This is a genomic window from Bacteroides sp. 2201st1_D9_2201SCRN_220225 (genome assembly GCF_040928965.1).
Lineage (GTDB): Bacteria > Bacteroidota > Bacteroidia > Bacteroidales > Bacteroidaceae > Bacteroides > Bacteroides stercoris.
In genome coordinates this window covers 71,591-91,336 of sequence record NZ_JBCODG010000009.1, presented here as the reverse complement: position 1 = coordinate 91,336, position 19,746 = coordinate 71,591, and the positions used below count along the sequence as shown (strand labels likewise).

Below are 19,746 nucleotides of genomic sequence, written 5' to 3'. Positions count from 1 at the left end.
AATTTTCAGTTTCTATTTCTATTTTTCCATCCGGCCCTGCACCCTGCCACTATCCATACAGCAACAACGAACGGTGCGGTGAGGGTTGTTATTCCCCACTTCATACCGCCTATCTGGAGTAAGACGGACAGCAATACAGCCACTGTGGCCCACGCGCCGCCTTTCCATGTTTTATCTCCCAAAGCAATGGCGCACAACACTCCGTTATATCCCATCAATCCGGCATTCAAAACAGCATCATCCACTCCCAACAGCAGAGCGAACGGAATGGAAAGCCCCGCTCCCAATGCAGCATAAAAGCCATTGATACGGGAATTAACCATGATACCCAACAGGAAGAGCACTCCTGCCAATACTGTATTCCCCTGAAACATCACCTGACCGATGTTCAGACAAAAAGCCTGCAAAAAAGAGAGTGACTGGGCTGTCACTGCATTCCCGGAAGGCAATAGCAAAGACGGCATCATCCCTCTGCAAGCAGCCAACAATATCCACACCGAAAGGATGAAAGGAGCGGTAAATCCCGGCACCCGCCGCTGCAAGCTGAAAAGACGGGCTATCCAAGCGGATAAGCACGCACCTGCAACCAACAATGAGAAAGAAGCTACGGAAACCGGCATAAATACTCCGATCGCTATTCCCACCAAAGTACCGTTAAACCCGTAAAGCCCGTTCCTTATATCTTCGCGACTGTAACCGGAAAGACAAGCCGTTAGTGTACTTACAACATTACCCACAATCGCCAGCAAGGCCATTTGCCAGGAATTCAGAAGGATACCTGCCAGCATCAATACCCCCGACAGCGCATTGTTCTGAAACATCACCTGGCCTACACCACGCCCTAAAGTAAGAAATGCTTCTTTCATATACTCTTTCAAAAGCTATTTATATAATATAATCCGCTGCAAAATTACATATGTTTTGTCTTTTCAGATTAAACAAACAATGATTATTAACGAACTTCCGTCCAACAAATGTCCAATAAATATGCGGCAAACCACATTTATAGCAACATCGGACAAGTCCCCTATCCCTTTTTCCCCTTATTTTTGCATCGTGAACAAACCGATAGAATATATGGAAACCAAAAAGACAACCCGGGAAGAGTATCAGAAGTGTGTGAATGCAGTGGTGGATTATATCAATCTCCACCTCGGAGAAGAAATCGACCTGAAATCGCTGGCCAAGATTTCCCATTTCTCTCCGTTCTACTTCCACCGCATCATGAAAGCTTTTTTGGGCGAACCCATAGGTACGTTTATCGTCCGGACACGTACTGAAACGGCAGCACGGTTATTACGCTACACCGATTTGCCGATAGCCGACATTGCTTATCGCATCGGTTATTCGTCTTCCTCGTCATTGTCTAAAGTGTTCAAGCAGTTCTACGGTATTTCACCTTTAGAATATCGTAACAATAAAAACTTTGTAATTATGAAACCAGCTATTATCCGTCCGGAACTCAAACTGAAACGGGAAATCAAAGAACTTCCGGTCCGAAATGTGATTTATATCCGATTGTTCGGAGACTATAAACTAAATGATTATTGCGGCACGTGGATGCGCCTTCAACAATTTGTCCAAGAGGAAAAGCTGCCAATGGGAGAAGTGATGCCTTACTGTATTTTTCATGACGACCCTAAAGTGACCCCGATAGAGAAACTGCGTACCGATGTATGTATGGTTATGCCTGCCGCCGTAACTCCGAAAGGCAATATCGGCTTCAAGCAACTTCCGGCAGGACGCTATGCCATATTCCTGTATAAGGGTTCGTACGAACACCTGCAAAGTGTGTACGACACAATCTATGGAAAATACATCCCTGAAATGGAATGTACATTCAGAGAGGAAGCCAGTGCCGAACGATACCTGAATAATCCGGCTGATACTGCACCGGATGAGTTACTGACAGAAATCTATATTCCGATAGAATAAATTAAAATATGTAAGGTATGGGTTCGTCATTCTTCATTATGTCCGGAATGAGAAACCATACCTTATGAAACAGACAAACACCCCTACTTCATCTGCTTATAGTCCGCAATGAATCCTTCCGTCATCCACTTTGCCAGAGCCTGGCGGTTGGAACTGATAACGAAACGGCGCTGGTCGAACGTATTCTGGATATTGCCCAGTTCAACGAAGACCGAAACCGGAGCGGCTTGCAGCAACACGTAGAGGTTACGCGAACTGACAGTCCCTTCAAATCCGCGATTGGGCTGATGTTTGTCATATTTCGATTCGAAAGTTTCTTTCATGGTAACCGCCAGTTTCTTTCCCGACACGCTTTTCGGAGCATGGTAAAAGAATACGTCCGTCTGCGCACTCCTGCTGCGGCTGTCCACATGCAAGAATATAGCCCGGCAATACTTATACTTCCTACGGTCTTTCCGGTAGAGTTCATTGATTTTGGTGCAACGCTGTTGCAGGCGGGCTACCTGATTCAGCGGAATGGCATCGCCCATGCACGTTTCCCGCTTACTGTTGGAAAGGTAGCGGCTGTCGCGGATTCCGTCTTTGGCATCCTGAATGATGATATGCACTTCCGCCCCTTCCTGCATCAGGTTACGGGCAAGGCGCAAGGCAACATCATAGGCATATTCATCCTCGTGCAATTCCACCTTTCCTATTTTTCCGATAGCTCCGGGATCGGGACCGCCATGCCCGCTGACCACATAGAAGCAAGCACCCTGCAAGCGGTTGGACGTCACTGGCACATCGGCCAGCTTCTTCCCGAACAGCCGTTCGCGAACCACTCTCTTTTTACCGGCAACAGCTTTGGGCGAAACGGAGGCAGAAGTCCCTTTCTTCAAGGGCGGCAACACATATTTCACACCCAATCGCAGTTCCTCTTTTCCACGCAGACGTTTTTCGTTCAGCTTCATAAACTCATTATAGTAGGCTTTTCCCGGACGTTTGTTCCGTTCCAGAAAAGACGAAATACCCTCGCCCGATTTGGGTGTGGCATATTCTCCCTGAGCAGAGACATCCAAAAGAAGAAAAGTACAGAAGAGAACAGCAAGCAAGCAAAATATACGTTTCATATTCCCGTTATTCGTCATTTATTTCGTATCGGCAGCAGATTTTCAACTGCTAAATTATAGCATTTTACCATTCGCGCGCACAAAATTATATTTTTTTCCCTACTTTTGCGACAACTTACGTGTTTTAAAGAAAAGAAACTCTAAATACAGATAGCATTATGGCAAAGCAATTCAAGCCGGAGACACTGTGCGTACAGGCAGGGTGGACTCCTAAAAAGGGAGAACCCCGCGTACTCCCCATTTATCAAAGTACAACTTTCAAATACGATACCAGCGAGCAAATGGCGCGTCTGTTCGACCTCGAAGACAGCGGTTACTTCTACACCCGTCTGCAAAATCCTACGAACGATGCCGTTGCAGCCAAGATAGCCGCCCTCGAAGGCGGTGTAGCCGCCATGCTGACATCGAGCGGACAGGCAGCGAATTTTTATGCTATCTTCAACATCTGCCAGGCAGGCGACCACTTCGTATGCTCATCCACTATCTATGGCGGAACGTTCAACCTGTTTGGCGTGACAATGAAAAAGCTGGGTGTCGATGTAACGTTTGTCAACCCCGATGCGCCCGAAGAGGAAATCTCTGCCGCTTTCCGTCCGAACACCAAAGCCCTGTTCGGCGAAACAATCTCCAACCCTACGCTGGAAGTTCTCGACATCGAAAAGTTTGCCCGTATCGCCCACAAGCACGGCGTACCTTTGATTGTAGACAATACTTTCCCCACTCCTATCAACTGCCGCCCGTTTGAATGGGGAGCCGATATAGTAGTCCACTCCACTACCAAATACATGGACGGACACGCCACCAGCGTAGGCGGAGCAGTTGTAGACAGCGGCAATTTCGACTGGGAAGCACATGCCGACAAATTCCCCGGTCTCTGCACACCGGACGAATCGTATCACGGGCTGACTTATACAAAAGCTTTCGGCAAACTGGCTTACATCACTAAAGCAACGGCGCAACTGATGCGCGACCTCGGCAGCATCCAGTCTCCGCAGAATGCGTTCTTGCTGAACCTCGGTCTGGAAACTCTGCACCTGCGCATGCCGCAACACTGCGGCAATGCCCAAAAAGTAGCCGAATACCTTTCCAAAAACGACAAAGTGGCATGGGTGAACTATTGCGGCCTGCCCGACAACAAGTATTACGCATTGGCACAGAAGTACATGCCCAACGGCTCCTGCGGCGTTATCTCTTTCGGACTGAAAGGCGGCCGCGAGGTGTCTATCAAATTTATGGACTCGTTGAAGCTGGCAGCTATCGTAACTCACGTTGCCGATGCACGTACCTGCGTGCTCCATCCTGCCAGCCATACGCACCGCCAGCTCTCTGACGAGCAACTGTTGGAAGCCGGTATCCGCCCCGACCTCATCCGTTTCTCGGTGGGTATTGAAAATGCGGATGATATCATCGCAGATATAGAACAGGCGCTGAACGCGTAAGCATCATCTGTTCAAGTGAAACGCATCATCTGTCGAGGGCTGTTCAATCATACATTCAGCCTCAACGGATGATGCGTTTCATTATTATTCAGTTTTCAATGTTATCGGCAGGCTTTCCTTACCCTGACAGAAGGTCTTTGCCTTCACTACCGGAGCATGGCACGGCACGGGCGCTTCCCACAAAGCGGATTGGGCATCCGGTTCCGAACCATCCGTTGTGTAACGTATTTCAGCACCTCGAATGGCAACGTTGGCATAAAGCTTACCGTCCTTCACCAACAATCCCGGATGAGGCAGGCGGAAATTGATACCGTTCCTTGCCCAATAAGGCATTTCCATATCGCTGATTTTTTCATAATACAACGCCAATGCTTTGTTGAAGGCTTGCTGTTCCTGTGCACCCCGCAGTTCTTCCCATGCCGGATAAGCATTCCAGCCACGCTCTGCCAGTCCCATGATTTTCGGGAAAAGAAGGTATTCCACACCGTTAAAGCTACGGATTGTTTCGGCAAACAACTGACCTTGCACACCCAGGATATTCTTTCGCCCCTCTGCCGTCAGAACTGTTTTTCCCTTTTCCGCTGCATCCAAATCGACGGGATTGCCTGCACCGTCCGTACGCAACGAACGATAGATGCTGAAAGGAAGCATGGAGAAAGAGACTGACTCATCCACATAACCGCCCCAATCAAGCCCGCGCTCGTCGGGATGCCCGTTGTACGCCATATCCATATAGAAATTGCCCACATTACAGAGAATCACCGGGTAGCCGTTATTGGCAATCTGATACACCACCTCATCGTATCCCGGAACCGTATTCCAGCAGTACACGCCCGCCGCCTGAGTCCGCAATTGCCGGTGCGCCTCTTCGGTATGCCCCAAAGCAACTTCCTGCCAACCGCTGAATTTCAGCCCGTTCCTTTGCATAATGTCTGCCATCTGCGTGATGAAATGCTCTGCCAAGTCATGCGGTTTCGTCATTCCTTTATCTTTCATCAACGCCTGACATTTTGGGGAACCCAGCCATACGCCACGCGCCACTTCATCGCCGCCAAGATGCACCGTAGCCAGCGGTACGCCGGCTTCCCTGTACATAGCCGCAAGTTCCTGAATCACTTTCTCCATAAAGCGATAAGTAGAGGGCATGGCCACATTTATCACATTGTCCGTATAATACTGCACGGATGCGTAGCGGGAAGTATCTTCCGGCTCACTCAGCAGATATTCGGCGGCCTTTTCCACATCCGTGTCCTTATACTTATTATAACGCGCTTTCATGGAGACGATAGCCGCACGGGCATGTCCGGGAGATTCTATTTCCGGTATGACGCGGATATGTCTTTCGGCAGCATAGCGCAACAGACCGATAAAATCCTCACGGGAGTAATATCCGTTGCCTACGGTTGCGGCATCCGGGTCGTAACCGCCGTCATAGCACGGATAGAGACAACGGCTCTCGTCGGTGGTATGTCCGCGGCGGCTGCCCACGGCGGTCAGCTCTTCCAATCCCGGAATTTCCAGACGCCATGCCTCATCATCCGAAAAATGGAAATGGAGCACATTCATTTTGTAAGAAGCGAAAACGTCCACCAGCTTTTTCAAATTGTCTACGGTAGTGAAGTTGCGGGCAATGTCTATCATCTGCCCGCGATACAGAAGGTCGGGATAATCTTCCACAGACATAGCGTCCAGCCGGTACGGCGCTTCTTTACCTTTCAGCATCGCCAGCAAAGTTTGCGTACCGTTGAAAACTCCGTGCGGAGTGGCGGCGCTAATCTTTACCCGGTCGCAGTCTATAACCAAATCATAGTATTCATCGTTCACAGCTTTCGCCTTGTCAGTCAAGGTTTCCAAAGCAATCGTAACGGGAGCTTTATCCACTACTTCCAAGTCGTACAGAGCAGATAACTTCTCTTTCAGCAACCTTGCCTCAACGGCATACGCGTCCGGATACGCCAAAGCCACCTTGCCATCCAGCACAACAGCGCCTTCGGCAGGCGTCGCTTTCTTTACCGACGGCAATATATCCCACTGTTTCAAAGCCGATACGTTCTCCAAACGAAGATTCGATTCGTATATTTTAGTTGCATCCGGATAGCCGGGCAGTGACTCCGGCGAGGGTAACGCAAGCGTATTCAGCGTTACGGGAAGCGGACTGCTTTCCTTACCGTCTGCCGTAGCCACCCAATAAGTGCCTTCGGGCGCGTGCGAATTCCGGTCTATCTTGTAAGAGCACAGAAAAGTGATACGCATGGAATCACCAGGAGCCAACGGAGTAAAGCTTTCCGTCGGATACATCTTAAAGAAGTTTCCGTTCACCGGTTCCACCTTAACGGCAGGATTCCCTATCTGCTTCACATTGCGGGGAAGTTGCGAATAATAGATTGTCCAATTTCGGGGAAGAGGAGCGCCGGAGATGTTTTTAAGAACAAAGGAGTTCTCATAGTATCCGGGTTCCGCATTACCCGTACCCATTTCCCAGGTCAGGGAAACCGGAGCTTCGGGTTTGTCACTCGTTCCGCATCCTGCCAGCAACGGCGCGGTGCAAAACAATAATCCTGCAAGAGGAAGTTTAAAAATCTTCATAAAACAACTGTGTTAAGTTAATAATTTGGGGTAATACTTAAATCTATTGCCAAAAATAAGCATTTTTAGTTTATTTACTGATAATTCTAATAGAAATTATCCGATACAGACTACAAATTAGAACTTTTATCTCTAAATTTGCGACCAAATCATAACAAATTTAACTAATCTACCATGGCTAAGATAACCAAAGAAGCTGCCTTGCTCTATCACTCGCAAGGCAAACCGGGAAAAATTGAAGTAGTGCCCACCAAGCCCTACAGTACACAAACCGACCTTTCACTCGCTTATTCTCCGGGCGTTGCAGAACCGTGCCTCGAAATCGAGAAGAACCCGCAGGACGCATATAAATATACAGCCAAAGGCAATCTGGTAGCTGTAATCTCCAACGGAACCGCCGTTCTCGGTCTGGGCGACATAGGCGCACTCAGCGGAAAGCCCGTTATGGAAGGAAAAGGGCTGCTGTTCAAAATCTATGCCGGCATCGATGTATTCGATATCGAAGTGAACGAGAAAGACCCCGACAAGTTTATCGAAGCAGTCAAGGCAATTGCCCCCACGTTCGGCGGTATCAACCTGGAAGACATCAAGGCTCCCGAATGTTTTGAAATAGAACGCCGGCTGAAAGAAGAACTTGATATTCCGGTGATGCACGACGACCAGCATGGTACGGCCATCATCTCCAGCGCCGGACTGCTGAACGCACTGGAAGTGGCAGGCAAGAAGATTGAAAACGTAAGAATCGTAGTGAACGGCGCAGGCGCTTCCGCCACCTCATGCACCAAACTGTACGAATCGCTCGGCGCACGCCGCGAGAACATCCTGATGCTGGACAGCAAAGGCGTCATCACCAGCGACCGCGAGAACCTGACCGAACAGAAGCGTTACTTTGCAACCGACCGCCGCGACGTACATACCCTTGCCGAAGCCATCAAAGGCGCCGACGTATTCCTCGGCCTTTCCAAAGGCAATGTACTGACGCAGGATATGGTACGCAGCATGGCCGACCACCCCATTGTATTCGCCCTTGCCAACCCTACTCCGGAAATATCCTACGAAGACGCTATGGCAGCGCGTCCGGACGTACTGATGTCTACCGGCCGTTCCGACTATCCGAACCAGATTAACAACGTTATCGGCTTCCCCTATATCTTCCGCGGCGCACTCGATACGCAGGCAAAGGCCATCAACGAAGAGATGAAGATTGCTGCCGTACACGCCATCGCCAATCTTGCCAAACAACCCGTACCCGACGTGGTGAACGAAGCCTACCATGTGAACAACTTCACTTTCGGTCCGGAATACTTCATCCCGAAACCGGTAGACCCGCGCCTCATCACCGAAGTGTCCTGCGCCGTGGCAAAAGCCGCCATGGACAGCGGTGTGGCCCGCAAGCACATTGCAGACTGGGATGCCTACCGCCTGCAACTGCGCGAGCTGATGGGCTATGAAAGCAAGCTCACCCGCCAGCTCTACGACACCGCCCGCCGCAACCCGCAACGTGTGGTATTTGCCGAAGGCATTCACCCCAATATGCTGAAAGCCGCCGTTGAGGCCAAGGCCGAAGGTATCTGCCATCCCATCATATTGGGCAATGACGAAGCTATCGAGAAGCTGGCAAAAGAACTCGACCTCAGCCTCGAAGGCATTGAAATCGTAAACCTGCGCCATCCCAACGAATCGGAACGCCGCGAACGTTACGCACGTATCCTTTCCGAAAAGCGCGCCCGCGAAGGCGTCACCTACGAAGAGGCCAACGACAAGATGTTCGAGCGCAACTACTTCGGCATGATGATGGTGGAAACCGGTGAGGCCGACGCTTTCATCACCGGATTGTACACCAAGTACAGCAACACCATCAAGGTGGCCAAAGAAGTAATCGGCATCCGTCCGGAATTCAAGCACTTCGGCACAATGCACATCCTCAACTCGAAGAAAGGCACGTACTTCCTTGCCGATACGCTTATCAACCGCCATCCCAATGCGGAAACACTGATAGACATCGCCAAACTGTCGGAGTATACCGTACGCTTCTTCAACCATACTCCCGTTATGGCCATGCTGAGCTACTCCAACTTCGGTACGGACAAGGAAGGAAGTCCGGTAAGCGTGCACGAAGCCGTGGATTACATGCAGCGCAACTATCCCGACCTTGCCATCGACGGCGAAATGCAGGTGAACTTTGCCATGAACCGCGAACTGCGCGATGCCAAGTATCCGTTTACCCGCCTGAAAGGAAAGGATGTGAATACGCTTATCTTCCCGAACCTGAGTTCCGCCAACTCCGCATACAAACTGTTGCAGTCGATGGATATGGACTCCGAACTCATCGGCCCGATACAGATGGGACTGAACAAGCCTATCCATTTTACCGATTTTGAAAGCTCCGTGCGCGATATAGTAAACATTACCGCAGTAGCCGTTATCGACGCCATTGTGGACAAAAAGAAAGCAGGCAAATGAAAAGGCAATTTTCCAGATTTCAAATCGTTTGCATCACGCTTCTTTGGGCAGCGCTTTGCTACATAGTACTGACAACCGCCGAACGGATTGACGGACCAATTATCCTGACACTTGCCATTTCAGCAGCATTGGTATTCATTCCTGTAATAAAAGCGCTCAAAAGGAAATAAATAATATCTTTTTATTCATTTTTACGGGATAAAACAATATTTTTGTTGTTTTATCCCGTATTTTATTTATAAATTGTTTGCTTGTATCATTTTTATATTTACTTTTGCAACCGCAACAAGAGGTAAGGCGCTACCGTATCACCGCCTTACAATATAAATATGCAAACCCAATAAAAGAAATAGATTATGAATGCAGCTAAGGTATTAGAAGATTTGAAAAGACGGTTCCCCAATGAACCGGAGTATCATCAGGCAGTAGAAGAAGTGCTTTCTACCATTGAAGAAGAGTACAACAAACATCCGGAGTTCGACAAAGCCAATCTGATTGAACGTCTTTGCATCCCCGATCGTGTTTACCAGTTCCGTGTTACTTGGGTGGATGACAAGGGTAACGTACAAACCAACATGGGTTACCGTGTACAGCACAACAACGCCATCGGTCCGTACAAAGGCGGTATCCGTTTCCACGCTTCCGTGAACCTCTCCATTCTGAAATTCCTTGCTTTCGAACAGACTTTCAAAAACTCGCTGACTACCCTGCCTATGGGTGGCGGTAAGGGCGGTTCGGACTTCTCTCCGCGCGGCAAGTCAAATGCAGAGGTGATGCGTTTCGTTCAGGCTTTCATGCTGGAGCTGTGGCGCCACATCGGTCCCGAGACCGACGTTCCTGCCGGTGACATCGGTGTAGGCGGCCGCGAAGTAGGTTTCATGTTCGGCATGTACAAGAAACTGGCTCACGAGTTTACCGGAACCTTTACGGGAAAAGGCCGCGAATTCGGCGGTTCGCTGATTCGTCCGGAAGCCACGGGTTACGGCAACATCTACTTCTTGCTGGAAATGCTGAAAACCAAAGGTACAGACCTCAAGGGCAAGACCTGCCTGATTTCCGGTTCGGGCAACGTGGCTCAGTACACTGCCGAGAAAGTACTGGAGATGGGTGGCAAAGTCCTGACAATGTCCGATTCCGACGGTTACATATACGACCCCGCAGGTATCGACCGCGAAAAGCTGGATTACATCATGGAACTCAAGAACCTCTACCGTGGACGCATCCGCGAATATGCAGAACAATATCCGGGCGTTAAGTATGTGGAAGGTGCACGTCCCTGGGGCGAAAAAGCAGATATCGCTCTGCCTTCTGCCACTCAGAATGAAATCAACGGTGACGATGCCAAGAAACTTATCGCCAACGGTGTAATGGCGGTATCCGAAGGTGCAAACATGCCTTCTACTCCCGAAGCTATCAAAGTGTTCCAGGAAGCCAAGATTCTGTATGCTCCGGGCAAGGCAGCCAATGCCGGCGGTGTATCGGTATCGGGCCTCGAAATGACCCAGAACTCCATTAAACTGGGCTGGAGCGCCGAAGAAGTGGACGAAAAGCTGAAAAGCATCATGAAGAACATCCACGAGGCTTGCGTGCAGTACGGAACGGAAGCCGACGGTTACGTAAATTACGTAAAGGGCGCCAACGTTGCCGGATTTATGAAAGTAGCCAAGGCAATGATGTCACAAGGTATCCTGTAAGCAGGATGATTGTTACGGTATAATAAGAGGAAAGCATGTAAGATTTATCCGAATTTTGACATGCTTTCCTCTTTTTTTATCTGATAATATTGTTTACATTTACTTCCGTTTTCCAAAAACCAAAAAGTAAATGATATGAAACGATTACTTCTCCTTCTATTCAGTTGCGTCCTGTTTCTCCAACCTTACTGCCAGGCGCAGCCTCTCACATCCGAAGAAAGTCCTGTAACATTAAGCACCGCTACCGGTGACATCAAAGGCAGACTTCTCCTGCCTGCCAATGCCACAACCTGTCCCGTAGTGCTGCTTATCGCCGGTTCCGGCCCTACCGACATGGACGGCAACAATCCCATGATGAAAAACAATTCGCTGAAATTCCTTGCCGAGGGACTGGCACAGAAAGGTATCGCCTCGCTCCGTTTCGACAAACGCGGCATAGCCGGCAGCGCCGCAGCAGGCAAAGAAGAGTCCAAACTCCGCTTCGAGGATTATGTAAACGATGTGACGGGCTGGATAGACTTTCTTGCCAAAGACAAACGCTTCACCGGCATCACAGTAGCCGGACATAGCGAAGGCTCGCTCATCGGCATGCTTGCCTGCCAGAGCCGCCCCAAAGTAAAGAGTTTCATTTCCATTGCCGGCGCAGGCAGTCCGGCATACGAAATCATAGAAAAGCAAGTGGCTGCCCAAATGATGCCGGAGTCCATACGGAAAGAAGTGGCGGACATCAACCGTTCGTTAAGAAACGGAAAAGAGGTGGCGCAAGTCCCTGCCTATCTGCAGGCGCTGTTCCGGCCTTCCGTACAGCCCTACCTCATCTCCTGGTATAAATACAATCCGCAGACCGTCATCGCTTCCCTGAAAATGCCCGTGCTGATTCTTCAAGGTAAAAACGATATTCAGGTAAAGGAAGAGGATGCAATGCTGCTGAAGAAAGCATCTTCCAAGGCAGAACTCGTTCTGATAGACAAAATGAACCATGTGCTGAAAGATTGCGAGAGCACCGCACCGCAGCAACAAATGGCAGTGTACAATAATCCTTCACTGCCCGTCAATGCCGCGTTGATGAATGCAACCGTACGGTTCGTCAATAACAGCAAATAAAAACCAATAACAGATATGACAACAAAAGAAATTCCCGTACTGCTCCTCACCGGTTATCTGGGCAGCGGTAAAACAACGTTAGTAAACCATATTCTCGCCAATAAACAAGGCATCAGATTCGCAGTTATCGTCAATGACATAGGCGAGGTAAACATTGACGCAGACCTCATCCAAAAGGGCGGCATCGTGGGCAAGAAAGACGAAAGCCTCGTTGCGCTTCAAAACGGCTGCATCTGCTGCACGCTGAAAACGGACCTGATAGAGCAAATAGGCGAAATCATGCGGATGGAGCGTTTCGACTATATCGTTATCGAAGCCAGCGGCATCTGCGAACCCGAACCTATCGCACAGACCATCTGCTCCATTCCCCGCCTGGGCGGCATGTACACCCAATACGGCATCTGCCGCCTGGACTGCATCACCACCGTAGTGGACGCCCTGCGCCTGCAAGACGAGTTCGCCTGCGGCAACGACCTCACCCGAAAAGGGATTGACGAGGAAGACATTGAAAATCTTATCATCCAGCAGATTGAATTCTGTAATATCATTCTTCTGAACAAGGCAGCGGAAGTAAAACCCGAAGAGCTGGAACGCATCAAGCAGATTATACGTACCCTGCAACCCGCAGCCGAAATCATCGAATGCAATTACGCGGATGTGGATTTAAAGAAGATTATCCATACAGACCTGTTCGACTTCGAACGCGTGGCTACCTCGGCAGGATGGATTCGCGGGATAGAGAAACCAGCCACCGAAGAGGAAGAAAAAGAAGCGCACGGACATCATCACCACGAAGAAGGGCATGAGCATCATCATGAAGAACATGAACATCACCACGAAGAGCACGAGCATCACCACGAAGAGCACGGACACCATCATCATCACCATCACGAAGGGGGCGAAGTGGAAGAATACGGCATCGGTACTTTCGTTTACTACCGCCGTCCGGCATTCGACATTCACAAATTCGACCATTTCATCGCCACCAGATGGAGCCGCAACATCATCCGTGCCAAAGGCGTATGCTATTTCAGCCACAACCGCGACATGTCCTACCTTTTTGAACAGGCAGGCACTCAGAAACAACTGACCGAAGCCGGGCTGTGGTATGCCACGGCCCCCGAAGAAGACCTGATTGAACTGATGCGTCAAGAACCCGGACTGATGCGCGACTGGGACGAAAAGTACGGAGACCGCATGCAAAAGATAGTCTTCATCGGCCAGCACATGGACAAAGAGCAGATTATACGCGACCTCGACGCATGCCTTGAGTAAGCCTATTTCCGTTTCCACCGGAGGAGACGGATGTTTCCCTTAAGGAAACGCCCGTTCCCCTTTAAGGAAACCCGAATTTCCCTGCAGGGAAACTGAAGTTTCTACCATAGGAAACTGACGTTTCCCCCTAAGGAAACCGGAGTTCCCACCGTGGGAAAACTGCATTGCGTTGCATTTCAACCGGTTATCCCTACCAGTCATACCGTTCTACATACTCGTCAAAGTAGTCATCAAGCCGCAGGCCGAGAGCTTCTGCCTGGCTGATAATGTATTGCTGGGCAGCAGGATTGATAAGGTACTCTCCTTTACGGGCAAGGTAATAGTTCTTACGCCCGAAGTAGGAAATAAGCCGCAAGCGGAATGTACCCGCCACCCGAACCGTGAGCAACTCTGCCACCCGGGTGAAGCCGCGGGCATAACGCACCGGCGTATTCGGACGGTAATATTCACACTTTCCCTTCATCGACTCCAGCTTCCGGGGAGTAAGCGTAGGCAGGAACGGATATTGCAGGGAAGCATTCTGCAAGGCTATATAGCGCAGGCAGGTAAAGCGTTTCGTACAACAGGCAGAGGCACATACACCGAAGTTGTGGGGCGCCTGTAAATTTTCCAAGTCATTCATTTATTTTACAGATTAGTTTGTCTCAACGCTTCATAGACAGCCGGATGCAGGAAATAACGCACGTCCCTGCCCTCTTCCATCGCCTGGCGGATAAAGGTAGAACTTATTTCGAATGTGGGCGAAGAGGCCAGTTTTACATTTTGAGGTAAAGTATTCCCGTCCACCTCATAACCGGGACGGGGGTAAATAAGAATAAAGTTTTCCGCAAGAATACGCTCCGACTGATACCACCGGGAGAAAAGCTTCCAGTTGTCGGAACCTATAATAAGATGGAAAGTGTCTTGCGGATAAGTCTGTTTCAGTTTATCAAGCGTATGAACGGTATAAGACGGACGCGGCAGATGAAACTCGAAATCGGAAGCCCGGAACTTGGGATAGCCTCCAATGGCAAGCTGCACCAGCTTCAGACGGAATTCATCGCTCATCAGAGAGGCTTCTTCTTTCAGCGGATTATGCGGAGTCACCATGAACCACACCTCGTCCAACCCTTCGTATTCACAAAGATAGTTGGCAAGCGCCAGATGTCCGATATGTACCGGATTGAACGAACCGCTGAAAATGCCTATATCCACTTGATAAATTGAAAATTAAGAATTAAAAAATACAGAAGGCTATGGTATCAAAGCTTTCCTTTCAGGCGTTTCCAACAGCCGTAAATATTTACGCCGCTTATGAACATCACAATAAGCATGGCCGCAGCCGGAGTGTACTCCTTCAGGTCAACATTCAATATAGCCAAGACGATAGCTCCCAAAAACAGAACGATATTCAGGACTAAGAGAACCTTATTGGCTCTCGGCGATAGATTTCTGCCTTTCGTCCGCTTCATCGGTTCAGGAATTGGGTTATCACTTTCAATGCCTCCGCTTTAGCCGTTTCCAAATCATCGTTTACAATGACCGTATCGAATTTCGGTGCAAAGCCAAGCTCGTATTCGGCCTTCGCCACACGGCTCTCGATAACTTCGGGAGCATCCGTGCCGCGGCCTATCAAGCGTTTGCGCAATTCCTCCACCGAAGGCGGCTGGATGAAAACGGACAAAGCACGCTCGCCGTAGAACTTCTTGATATTGCAACCGCCCACTACGTCTACATCGAATACAACATTCTGTCCGGCAGCCAGTTGCTTTTCCACCTGTGCTTTCAGTGTTCCGTAGAAGCGGTCCTGATACACTTCCTCGTATTCCAGGAACTCATCGTTGGCTATGCGGCTCCGGAACTCATCGGGAGTGAGAAAGAAATACTCCACCCCGTTCTGCTCCGTGCCGCGCGGCGGACGGCTGGTTGCCGAAATAGAGAAAGCCAGATTCAGGTTCTGCGTCAACAGATAGTTGATAATTGTGGACTTGCCCGACCCTGAAGGGGCGGAAAATATAATCAGTTTACCCATCTGTGGTATTTACTATTTAACGGTTTACTATTTAATCCTCTAATTGGTTTGCTCTAACTTCATGTTGAAACAAACTTATCATAAATTCATGCAACGTCCGGAACCGGTTCCTTACATCACGTTCAGGACCTGTTCCTTGATTTGCTCCAGCTCGTCCTTCATCTGCACTACAATCTTCTGCATTTCGGCATGATTGGACTTGCTGCCCAGCGTATTGATTTCGCGACCCATTTCCTGTGCGATGAAGCCCAGCTTCTTACCTTGTCCGCTACCGCTTTCGAGCGTGCTGATAAAGTATTTCAGGTGATTGGAAAGACGTTGCTTTTCTTCGTTGATATCGAGTTTCTCGATGTAGTAGATAAGTTCCTGTTCCAGGCGGTTCTTGTCGTAATCCACACTCAATGTCTTTTCAAGCGCATCGGTGATACGGTCCTTTACCTTGCCTACCCGTTCCTGCTCGTAGGGAGCCACCGATTCGAGCAACCGTGCTATATTCTCTATCTTCTCACGGAATTTCTTTTCGAGCGCTGCGCCCTCCTGCTTGCGGAAGTCTATCAGATGATTGATAGCCTCTTCCACTGCCGCATGCACCACTGCCCATTCCTCATCGCTCAGCTCCTGAGTCTCATTCTTCGTCATTACATCCGGCATACGGAGCAGCGTGGCAAACCAGTCGGCAGGTTCAGGAATACCGGCTGCCGCAGAAATTTCCTTAATCCGTTTGTAATAAGCCTCCACCAATTCCTGATTGATAGGAGTGGCCAGTTGTTCCGCATCTTTCTTCTCAATCCAAAGGCTGAAATCGACCTTGCCCCGTTCCAGCATTTTGGATATTTCGTTACGGATTTCCATTTCCTTTTCCCTGTAAAGCGGAGCGATACGGGCAGATAAATCCATCGCTTTGCTGTTAAGCGACTTAATTTCAATATTGATTTTCTTATCGGACAGTTCGGCTGTTGCTTTGCCGTAGCCCGTCATAGATTGTATCATAATGTATAGTTTTATGCGACAAAGATAGCTATTCTCACTGATTATTTATTGCATTCACCGAGAATAATTTGAGCAATAGACAAATATCGCATGCACAACTTAGTATGCAATATTCGCTAATTTTCTGAACAGATGCAAGCAAGCAGCCGGCAATTTAATCAATGAATCAGGAATGCAACGACAAACCATTCGGCAAACAACTTGTGTAATCGAAACAAATCACGTAAATTTGCCACAATAAAAATCAGAATAGAAGTTATGTCATGTATCTTGCATATTGAAACATCCACTTCGGCCTGCTCCGTAGCCGTGAGCGAGGACGGACAGAACGTTTTCAAAAAAGAAGACCTGAATGGGCTTTCACACGCCGTATCGCTGGGCGTATTCGTAGACGAAGCCCTGTCATTTGCCGACAGCCACGCCATGCCGCTGGATGCCGTTGCCGTAAGTTGCGGTCCCGGTTCGTACACAGGGCTACGCATCGGTGTGTCTATGGCAAAAGGTGTATGTTACGGGCGCAACCTGCCCCTCATCGGGCTTCCCACCCTGAAAGTGCAATGCGTTCCGGTACTGCTCTATCACGATGAGCTGCCGGAAGACGCCCTGTTGTGCCCCATGATTGATGCCCGCCGCATGGAAGTGTACGCCGCCGTTTACGACCGCGCACTGAAACCGGTACGCGACATTGCGGCAGACATTGTGGACGAAAATTCCTATCAGGAGTTCCTGGACAAGCAACCCGTATATTTCTTCGGCGACGGTGCAGCCAAGTGCAAGGAAAAGATTGTGCATCCCAACGCCCATTTCATCGACGGCATCCGTCCGCTGGCAAGCATGATGTTCCCGCTGGCAGAAAAAGCTATAGCCGAAAAAGATTTTAAAGACGTTGCCTACTTCGAACCGTTCTACTTGAAAGAATTCGTAGCAAGCCAACCGAAAAAACTTTTATAGCGATTATGGTTAGCGGTTAGTGATTAGTGATTAGCGGGCTGCGCAATTGGACCGTATAGCATTAATCACTAATCATTAACCACTAACCGCTAATCACTAACCACTAATCACTAACCGCTAATTCTAAAGAATATGCAATATAATACTCAACAAAAGCGGATGCCTTTGCCCGAATACGGGCGCAGCATCCAGAATATGGTAGACCATGCACTGACAATCGAAGACCGCTCCGAGCGCCAGCGTTGTGCAAATACCATTATCAACATCATGGGAAACATGTTTCCCCACCTTCGCAACATACCCGATTTCAAGCACAAGCTGTGGGATCATCTTGCCATCATGGCGGACTTCAAGCTGGACATCGACTATCCATACGAAGTTATCCGCAAAGACAACCTGATAACCAAACCGGAAACCGTTCCTTATCCCAGCACCAAAATACGTTACCGCCACTACGGCCGTACCCTGGAAGTGCTGATTAAGAAAGCCATCGACTTTCCTGAAGGTGACGAGAAGCAGAACCTCGTTGCACTGATATGCAACCACATGAAGAAAGACTATATGTCCTGGAATAAAGATACTGTCGACGACCGCAAAATAGCGGACGACCTCGCAGAACTGTCCGGCGGCAAACTGCAGATGACCGACAGCCTTCTCCGCCTTATGGCCGAACGGATCGAACAGAATTATCGTCCGAAGATGAATAACCAGAACAACAGAAACAACAACAGAAATAATAAAAGAAAATACTAAAATAGCGGTTAGTGATTAGCGATTAACGGTTAATATCATAGGACATCACCACACTACCCTAATCACTAACCGTTAATCGCTAATCACTAACTACTAACCACTATTTCATGGCTTCATTTGTAATAGAAGGCGGACACAGCCTTTCCGGAGACATTTATCCTCAAGGAGCGAAGAACGAGGTGCTGCAGATTATCTGCGCCACCCTGCTCACAGCCGAAGAGGTGACGGTGCACAACATACCGGACATCCTGGATGTGAACAACCTGATTCAGTTGATGCGGGATATGGGAGTGAACGTATCGAAAAAAGGCATCGATACATATAGCTTTCAAGCAGCCAATGTTGATTTTGCCTATCTGGAGAGCGATGAATTCCTGAAAAGGTGTTCCAGCCTGCGCGGTTCGGTCATGCTCGTAGGACCGATGGTGGCACGCTTTGGCAAGGCTATGATTTCCAAACCGGGCGGAGACAAGATAGGCCGCCGCCGTTTGGACACCCATTTCATCGGTATACGGAATTTAGGTGCCGAATTCGTTTACAATGAAAGACGGGAAGTTTACGAAATATCCGCCCGGCAGTTGCAAGGCAGCTATATGTTGCTGGACGAAGCATCTGTAACGGGCACTGCCAATATCGTAATGGCAGCAGTATTGGCCAAAGGTAAAACAACCATCTACAATGCCGCCTGCGAACCTTACATACAACAGCTATGCCGGATGCTGAACCGCATGGGTGCAAAGATAGAAGGTATCGCTTCCAATCTGCTCACCATCGAGGGAGTGGACGAACTGCACGGAACAGAGCATACCGTTCTTCCGGACATGATTGAAGTGGGAAGCTTCATCGGCATGGCAGCCATGACGAAAAGCGAGCTGACCATCAAGAACGTTTCGCACGAAAACTTAGGTATCATCCCCGACAGTTTCCGACGTTTGGGCATCAAAATGGAACAACGGGGCGATGATATTTATGTGCCTGCCCAGGATACTTATCAGATAGAATCCTTCATTGACGGTTCTATCATGACAATAGCCGATGCACCCTGGCCCGGACTGACGCCGGACTTGCTGAGCGTACTGCTGGTAGTTGCCACACAAGCGAAAGGCAGCGTGCTGATTCATCAGAAGATGTTTGAAAGCCGCCTCTTCTTCGTGGACAAACTGATAGACATGGGAGCGCAAATCATTCTGTGCGACCCGCACCGCGCCGTAGTAATCGGACATAACCACGGTTTCAAACTGCGTGGCGGCAATATGACGTCCCCGGATATCCGTGCCGGCATTGCTCTGCTGATAGCCGCCATGAGCGCCGACGGCATCAGCCGTATTCATAACATCGAGCAGATAGACCGGGGGTATCAGAATATAGAAGGACGGCTGAATGCGATCGGAGCAAGAATAACGAGAATATAAGGAAGTGACAAGGCAACAGACAAG

18 protein-coding genes are annotated in these 19,746 nt (G+C 49.2%); 10 read left to right on the top strand and 8 right to left on the bottom strand.

Going from position 1 to position 19,746, the window contains the following annotated elements; genetic code table 11:
- Nucleotides 1-5 precede the first annotated feature (5 nt).
- Nucleotides 6-866: an urea transporter gene (locus tag AB5903_RS04635; RefSeq protein ID WP_005657025.1), complete on the bottom strand. Its 861-nt coding sequence runs from the start codon at nt 864-866 to the stop codon at nt 6-8.
- A gap of 211 nt (nt 867-1,077) precedes the next feature.
- Here AB5903_RS04635 and AB5903_RS04630 point away from each other — a divergent pair, with 211 nt between their 5' ends.
- A complete protein-coding gene (locus AB5903_RS04630) occupies nt 1,078-1,935 on the top strand; it encodes a GyrI-like domain-containing protein (protein WP_368117676.1) in 858 nt (285 codons plus the stop codon).
- Nucleotides 1,936-2,018: 83 nt separating this feature from the next.
- On the opposite strand, the gene AB5903_RS04625 is transcribed toward AB5903_RS04630, so the two are convergent.
- The gene (locus AB5903_RS04625; RefSeq protein ID WP_005657027.1) at nt 2,019-3,062 is read right to left on the bottom strand and encodes an N-acetylmuramoyl-L-alanine amidase; all 1,044 of its coding nucleotides are present in this window, start codon (nt 3,060-3,062) and stop codon (nt 2,019-2,021) included.
- A gap of 140 nt (nt 3,063-3,202) precedes the next feature.
- Here AB5903_RS04625 and AB5903_RS04620 point away from each other — a divergent pair, with 140 nt between their 5' ends.
- Nucleotides 3,203-4,483, top strand: coding sequence for an O-acetylhomoserine aminocarboxypropyltransferase/cysteine synthase family protein (locus AB5903_RS04620; RefSeq protein WP_005657029.1), 1,281 nt, complete (start codon nt 3,203-3,205; stop codon nt 4,481-4,483).
- Nucleotides 4,484-4,567: 84 nt separating this feature from the next.
- Here AB5903_RS04620 and AB5903_RS04615 read toward each other — a convergent pair whose 3' ends face one another.
- A complete protein-coding gene (locus tag AB5903_RS04615; protein WP_005657031.1) occupies nt 4,568-7,069 on the bottom strand; it encodes a family 20 glycosylhydrolase in 2,502 nt (833 codons plus the stop codon).
- A 174-nt stretch (nt 7,070-7,243) separates the two neighbouring features.
- Here AB5903_RS04615 and AB5903_RS04610 point away from each other — a divergent pair, with 174 nt between their 5' ends.
- The 5 genes from AB5903_RS04610 to AB5903_RS04590 all read left to right on the top strand — a co-directional run bounded on the left by AB5903_RS04610 (nt 7,244) and on the right by AB5903_RS04590 (nt 13,605).
- The gene (locus AB5903_RS04610) at nt 7,244-9,532 is read left to right on the top strand and encodes an NADP-dependent malic enzyme (RefSeq protein ID WP_005657033.1); all 2,289 of its coding nucleotides are present in this window, start codon (nt 7,244-7,246) and stop codon (nt 9,530-9,532) included.
- A complete protein-coding gene (locus tag AB5903_RS04605; RefSeq protein ID WP_117901737.1) occupies nt 9,529-9,702 on the top strand; it encodes a hypothetical protein in 174 nt (57 codons plus the stop codon). The genes AB5903_RS04610 and AB5903_RS04605 overlap by 4 nt, the downstream gene beginning before the upstream one ends.
- Nucleotides 9,703-9,888: 186 nt before the next feature.
- A complete protein-coding gene (locus AB5903_RS04600; protein ID WP_016661743.1) occupies nt 9,889-11,226 on the top strand; it encodes an NADP-specific glutamate dehydrogenase in 1,338 nt (445 codons plus the stop codon).
- Nucleotides 11,227-11,361: 135 nt separating this feature from the next.
- The gene (locus AB5903_RS04595; RefSeq protein WP_272710797.1) at nt 11,362-12,330 is read left to right on the top strand and encodes an alpha/beta hydrolase; all 969 of its coding nucleotides are present in this window, start codon (nt 11,362-11,364) and stop codon (nt 12,328-12,330) included.
- Nucleotides 12,331-12,345: 15 nt separating this feature from the next.
- On the top strand, nt 12,346-13,605 hold the full coding sequence (locus AB5903_RS04590; RefSeq protein ID WP_118153918.1) for a GTP-binding protein: 1,260 nt from the start codon (nt 12,346-12,348) through the stop codon (nt 13,603-13,605).
- A gap of 190 nt (nt 13,606-13,795) precedes the next feature.
- On the opposite strand, the gene AB5903_RS04585 is transcribed toward AB5903_RS04590, so the two are convergent.
- From AB5903_RS04585 to AB5903_RS04565, 5 genes are all read right to left on the bottom strand, one after another.
- Nucleotides 13,796-14,227: a DUF6078 family protein gene (locus tag AB5903_RS04585; protein ID WP_005657045.1), complete on the bottom strand. Its 432-nt coding sequence runs from the start codon at nt 14,225-14,227 to the stop codon at nt 13,796-13,798.
- A gap of 5 nt (nt 14,228-14,232) precedes the next feature.
- Entirely contained in the window at nt 14,233-14,799 is a 567-nt protein-coding gene (gene nadD, locus AB5903_RS04580; RefSeq protein ID WP_016661746.1) for a nicotinate (nicotinamide) nucleotide adenylyltransferase, read from the bottom strand.
- Nucleotides 14,800-14,846: 47 nt separating this feature from the next.
- Entirely contained in the window at nt 14,847-15,056 is a 210-nt protein-coding gene (locus tag AB5903_RS04575) for a hypothetical protein (protein WP_005657049.1), read from the bottom strand.
- The gene (gmk, locus tag AB5903_RS04570; RefSeq protein ID WP_005657051.1) at nt 15,053-15,616 is read right to left on the bottom strand and encodes a guanylate kinase; all 564 of its coding nucleotides are present in this window, start codon (nt 15,614-15,616) and stop codon (nt 15,053-15,055) included. Before gmk ends, AB5903_RS04575 begins: the two co-directional genes overlap by 4 nt.
- Nucleotides 15,617-15,727: 111 nt before the next feature.
- Nucleotides 15,728-16,606 (bottom strand): YicC/YloC family endoribonuclease, encoded by an 879-nt coding sequence (locus AB5903_RS04565; RefSeq protein WP_005657052.1) that lies wholly within the window; start codon nt 16,604-16,606, stop codon nt 15,728-15,730.
- Between the two features lie 258 nt (nt 16,607-16,864).
- Between AB5903_RS04565 and tsaB the strand changes: the two genes are divergently transcribed.
- The 3 genes from tsaB (at nt 16,865) to murA (ending at nt 19,722) form a co-directional block, all read left to right on the top strand.
- Complete coding sequence (gene tsaB / locus AB5903_RS04560) at nt 16,865-17,557, top strand: tRNA (adenosine(37)-N6)-threonylcarbamoyltransferase complex dimerization subunit type 1 TsaB (RefSeq protein WP_272710798.1); 693 nt, start codon at nt 16,865-16,867, stop codon at nt 17,555-17,557.
- Between the two features lie 132 nt (nt 17,558-17,689).
- Nucleotides 17,690-18,310: a DUF4290 domain-containing protein gene (locus AB5903_RS04555; RefSeq protein ID WP_368117675.1), complete on the top strand. Its 621-nt coding sequence runs from the start codon at nt 17,690-17,692 to the stop codon at nt 18,308-18,310.
- A gap of 107 nt (nt 18,311-18,417) precedes the next feature.
- Entirely contained in the window at nt 18,418-19,722 is a 1,305-nt protein-coding gene (murA, locus tag AB5903_RS04550; RefSeq protein ID WP_005657059.1) for a UDP-N-acetylglucosamine 1-carboxyvinyltransferase, read from the top strand.
- Nucleotides 19,723-19,746: the final 24 nt, after the last annotated feature.

Bases quoted from the DNA above. Each gene is read 5' to 3' on its own strand.
- AB5903_RS04595 (WP_272710797.1), top strand. From the start codon at position 11,362: ATGAAACGATTACTTCTCCTTCTATTCAGTTGCGTCCTGTTTCTCCAA.
- AB5903_RS04620 (WP_005657029.1), top strand. From the start codon at position 3,203: ATGGCAAAGCAATTCAAGCCGGAGACACTGTGCGTACAGGCAGGGTGG.
- AB5903_RS04630 (WP_368117676.1), top strand. From the start codon at position 1,078: ATGGAAACCAAAAAGACAACCCGGGAAGAGTATCAGAAGTGTGTGAAT.
- AB5903_RS04605 (WP_117901737.1), top strand. From the start codon at position 9,529: ATGAAAAGGCAATTTTCCAGATTTCAAATCGTTTGCATCACGCTTCTT.
- gmk (WP_005657051.1), bottom strand. From the start codon at position 15,616: ATGGGTAAACTGATTATATTTTCCGCCCCTTCAGGGTCGGGCAAGTCC.
- AB5903_RS04575 (WP_005657049.1), bottom strand. From the start codon at position 15,056: ATGAAGCGGACGAAAGGCAGAAATCTATCGCCGAGAGCCAATAAGGTT.
- AB5903_RS04590 (WP_118153918.1), top strand. From the start codon at position 12,346: ATGACAACAAAAGAAATTCCCGTACTGCTCCTCACCGGTTATCTGGGC.
- AB5903_RS04635 (WP_005657025.1), bottom strand. From the start codon at position 866: ATGAAAGAAGCATTTCTTACTTTAGGGCGTGGTGTAGGCCAGGTGATG.
- murA (WP_005657059.1), top strand. From the start codon at position 18,418: ATGGCTTCATTTGTAATAGAAGGCGGACACAGCCTTTCCGGAGACATT.
- AB5903_RS04585 (WP_005657045.1), bottom strand. From the start codon at position 14,227: ATGAATGACTTGGAAAATTTACAGGCGCCCCACAACTTCGGTGTATGT.
- AB5903_RS04600 (WP_016661743.1), top strand. From the start codon at position 9,889: ATGAATGCAGCTAAGGTATTAGAAGATTTGAAAAGACGGTTCCCCAAT.
- AB5903_RS04555 (WP_368117675.1), top strand. From the start codon at position 17,690: ATGCAATATAATACTCAACAAAAGCGGATGCCTTTGCCCGAATACGGG.
- AB5903_RS04610 (WP_005657033.1), top strand. From the start codon at position 7,244: ATGGCTAAGATAACCAAAGAAGCTGCCTTGCTCTATCACTCGCAAGGC.
- AB5903_RS04625 (WP_005657027.1), bottom strand. From the start codon at position 3,062: ATGACGAATAACGGGAATATGAAACGTATATTTTGCTTGCTTGCTGTT.
- AB5903_RS04615 (WP_005657031.1), bottom strand. From the start codon at position 7,069: ATGAAGATTTTTAAACTTCCTCTTGCAGGATTATTGTTTTGCACCGCG.
- AB5903_RS04565 (WP_005657052.1), bottom strand. From the start codon at position 16,606: ATGATACAATCTATGACGGGCTACGGCAAAGCAACAGCCGAACTGTCC.
- tsaB (WP_272710798.1), top strand. From the start codon at position 16,865: ATGTCATGTATCTTGCATATTGAAACATCCACTTCGGCCTGCTCCGTA.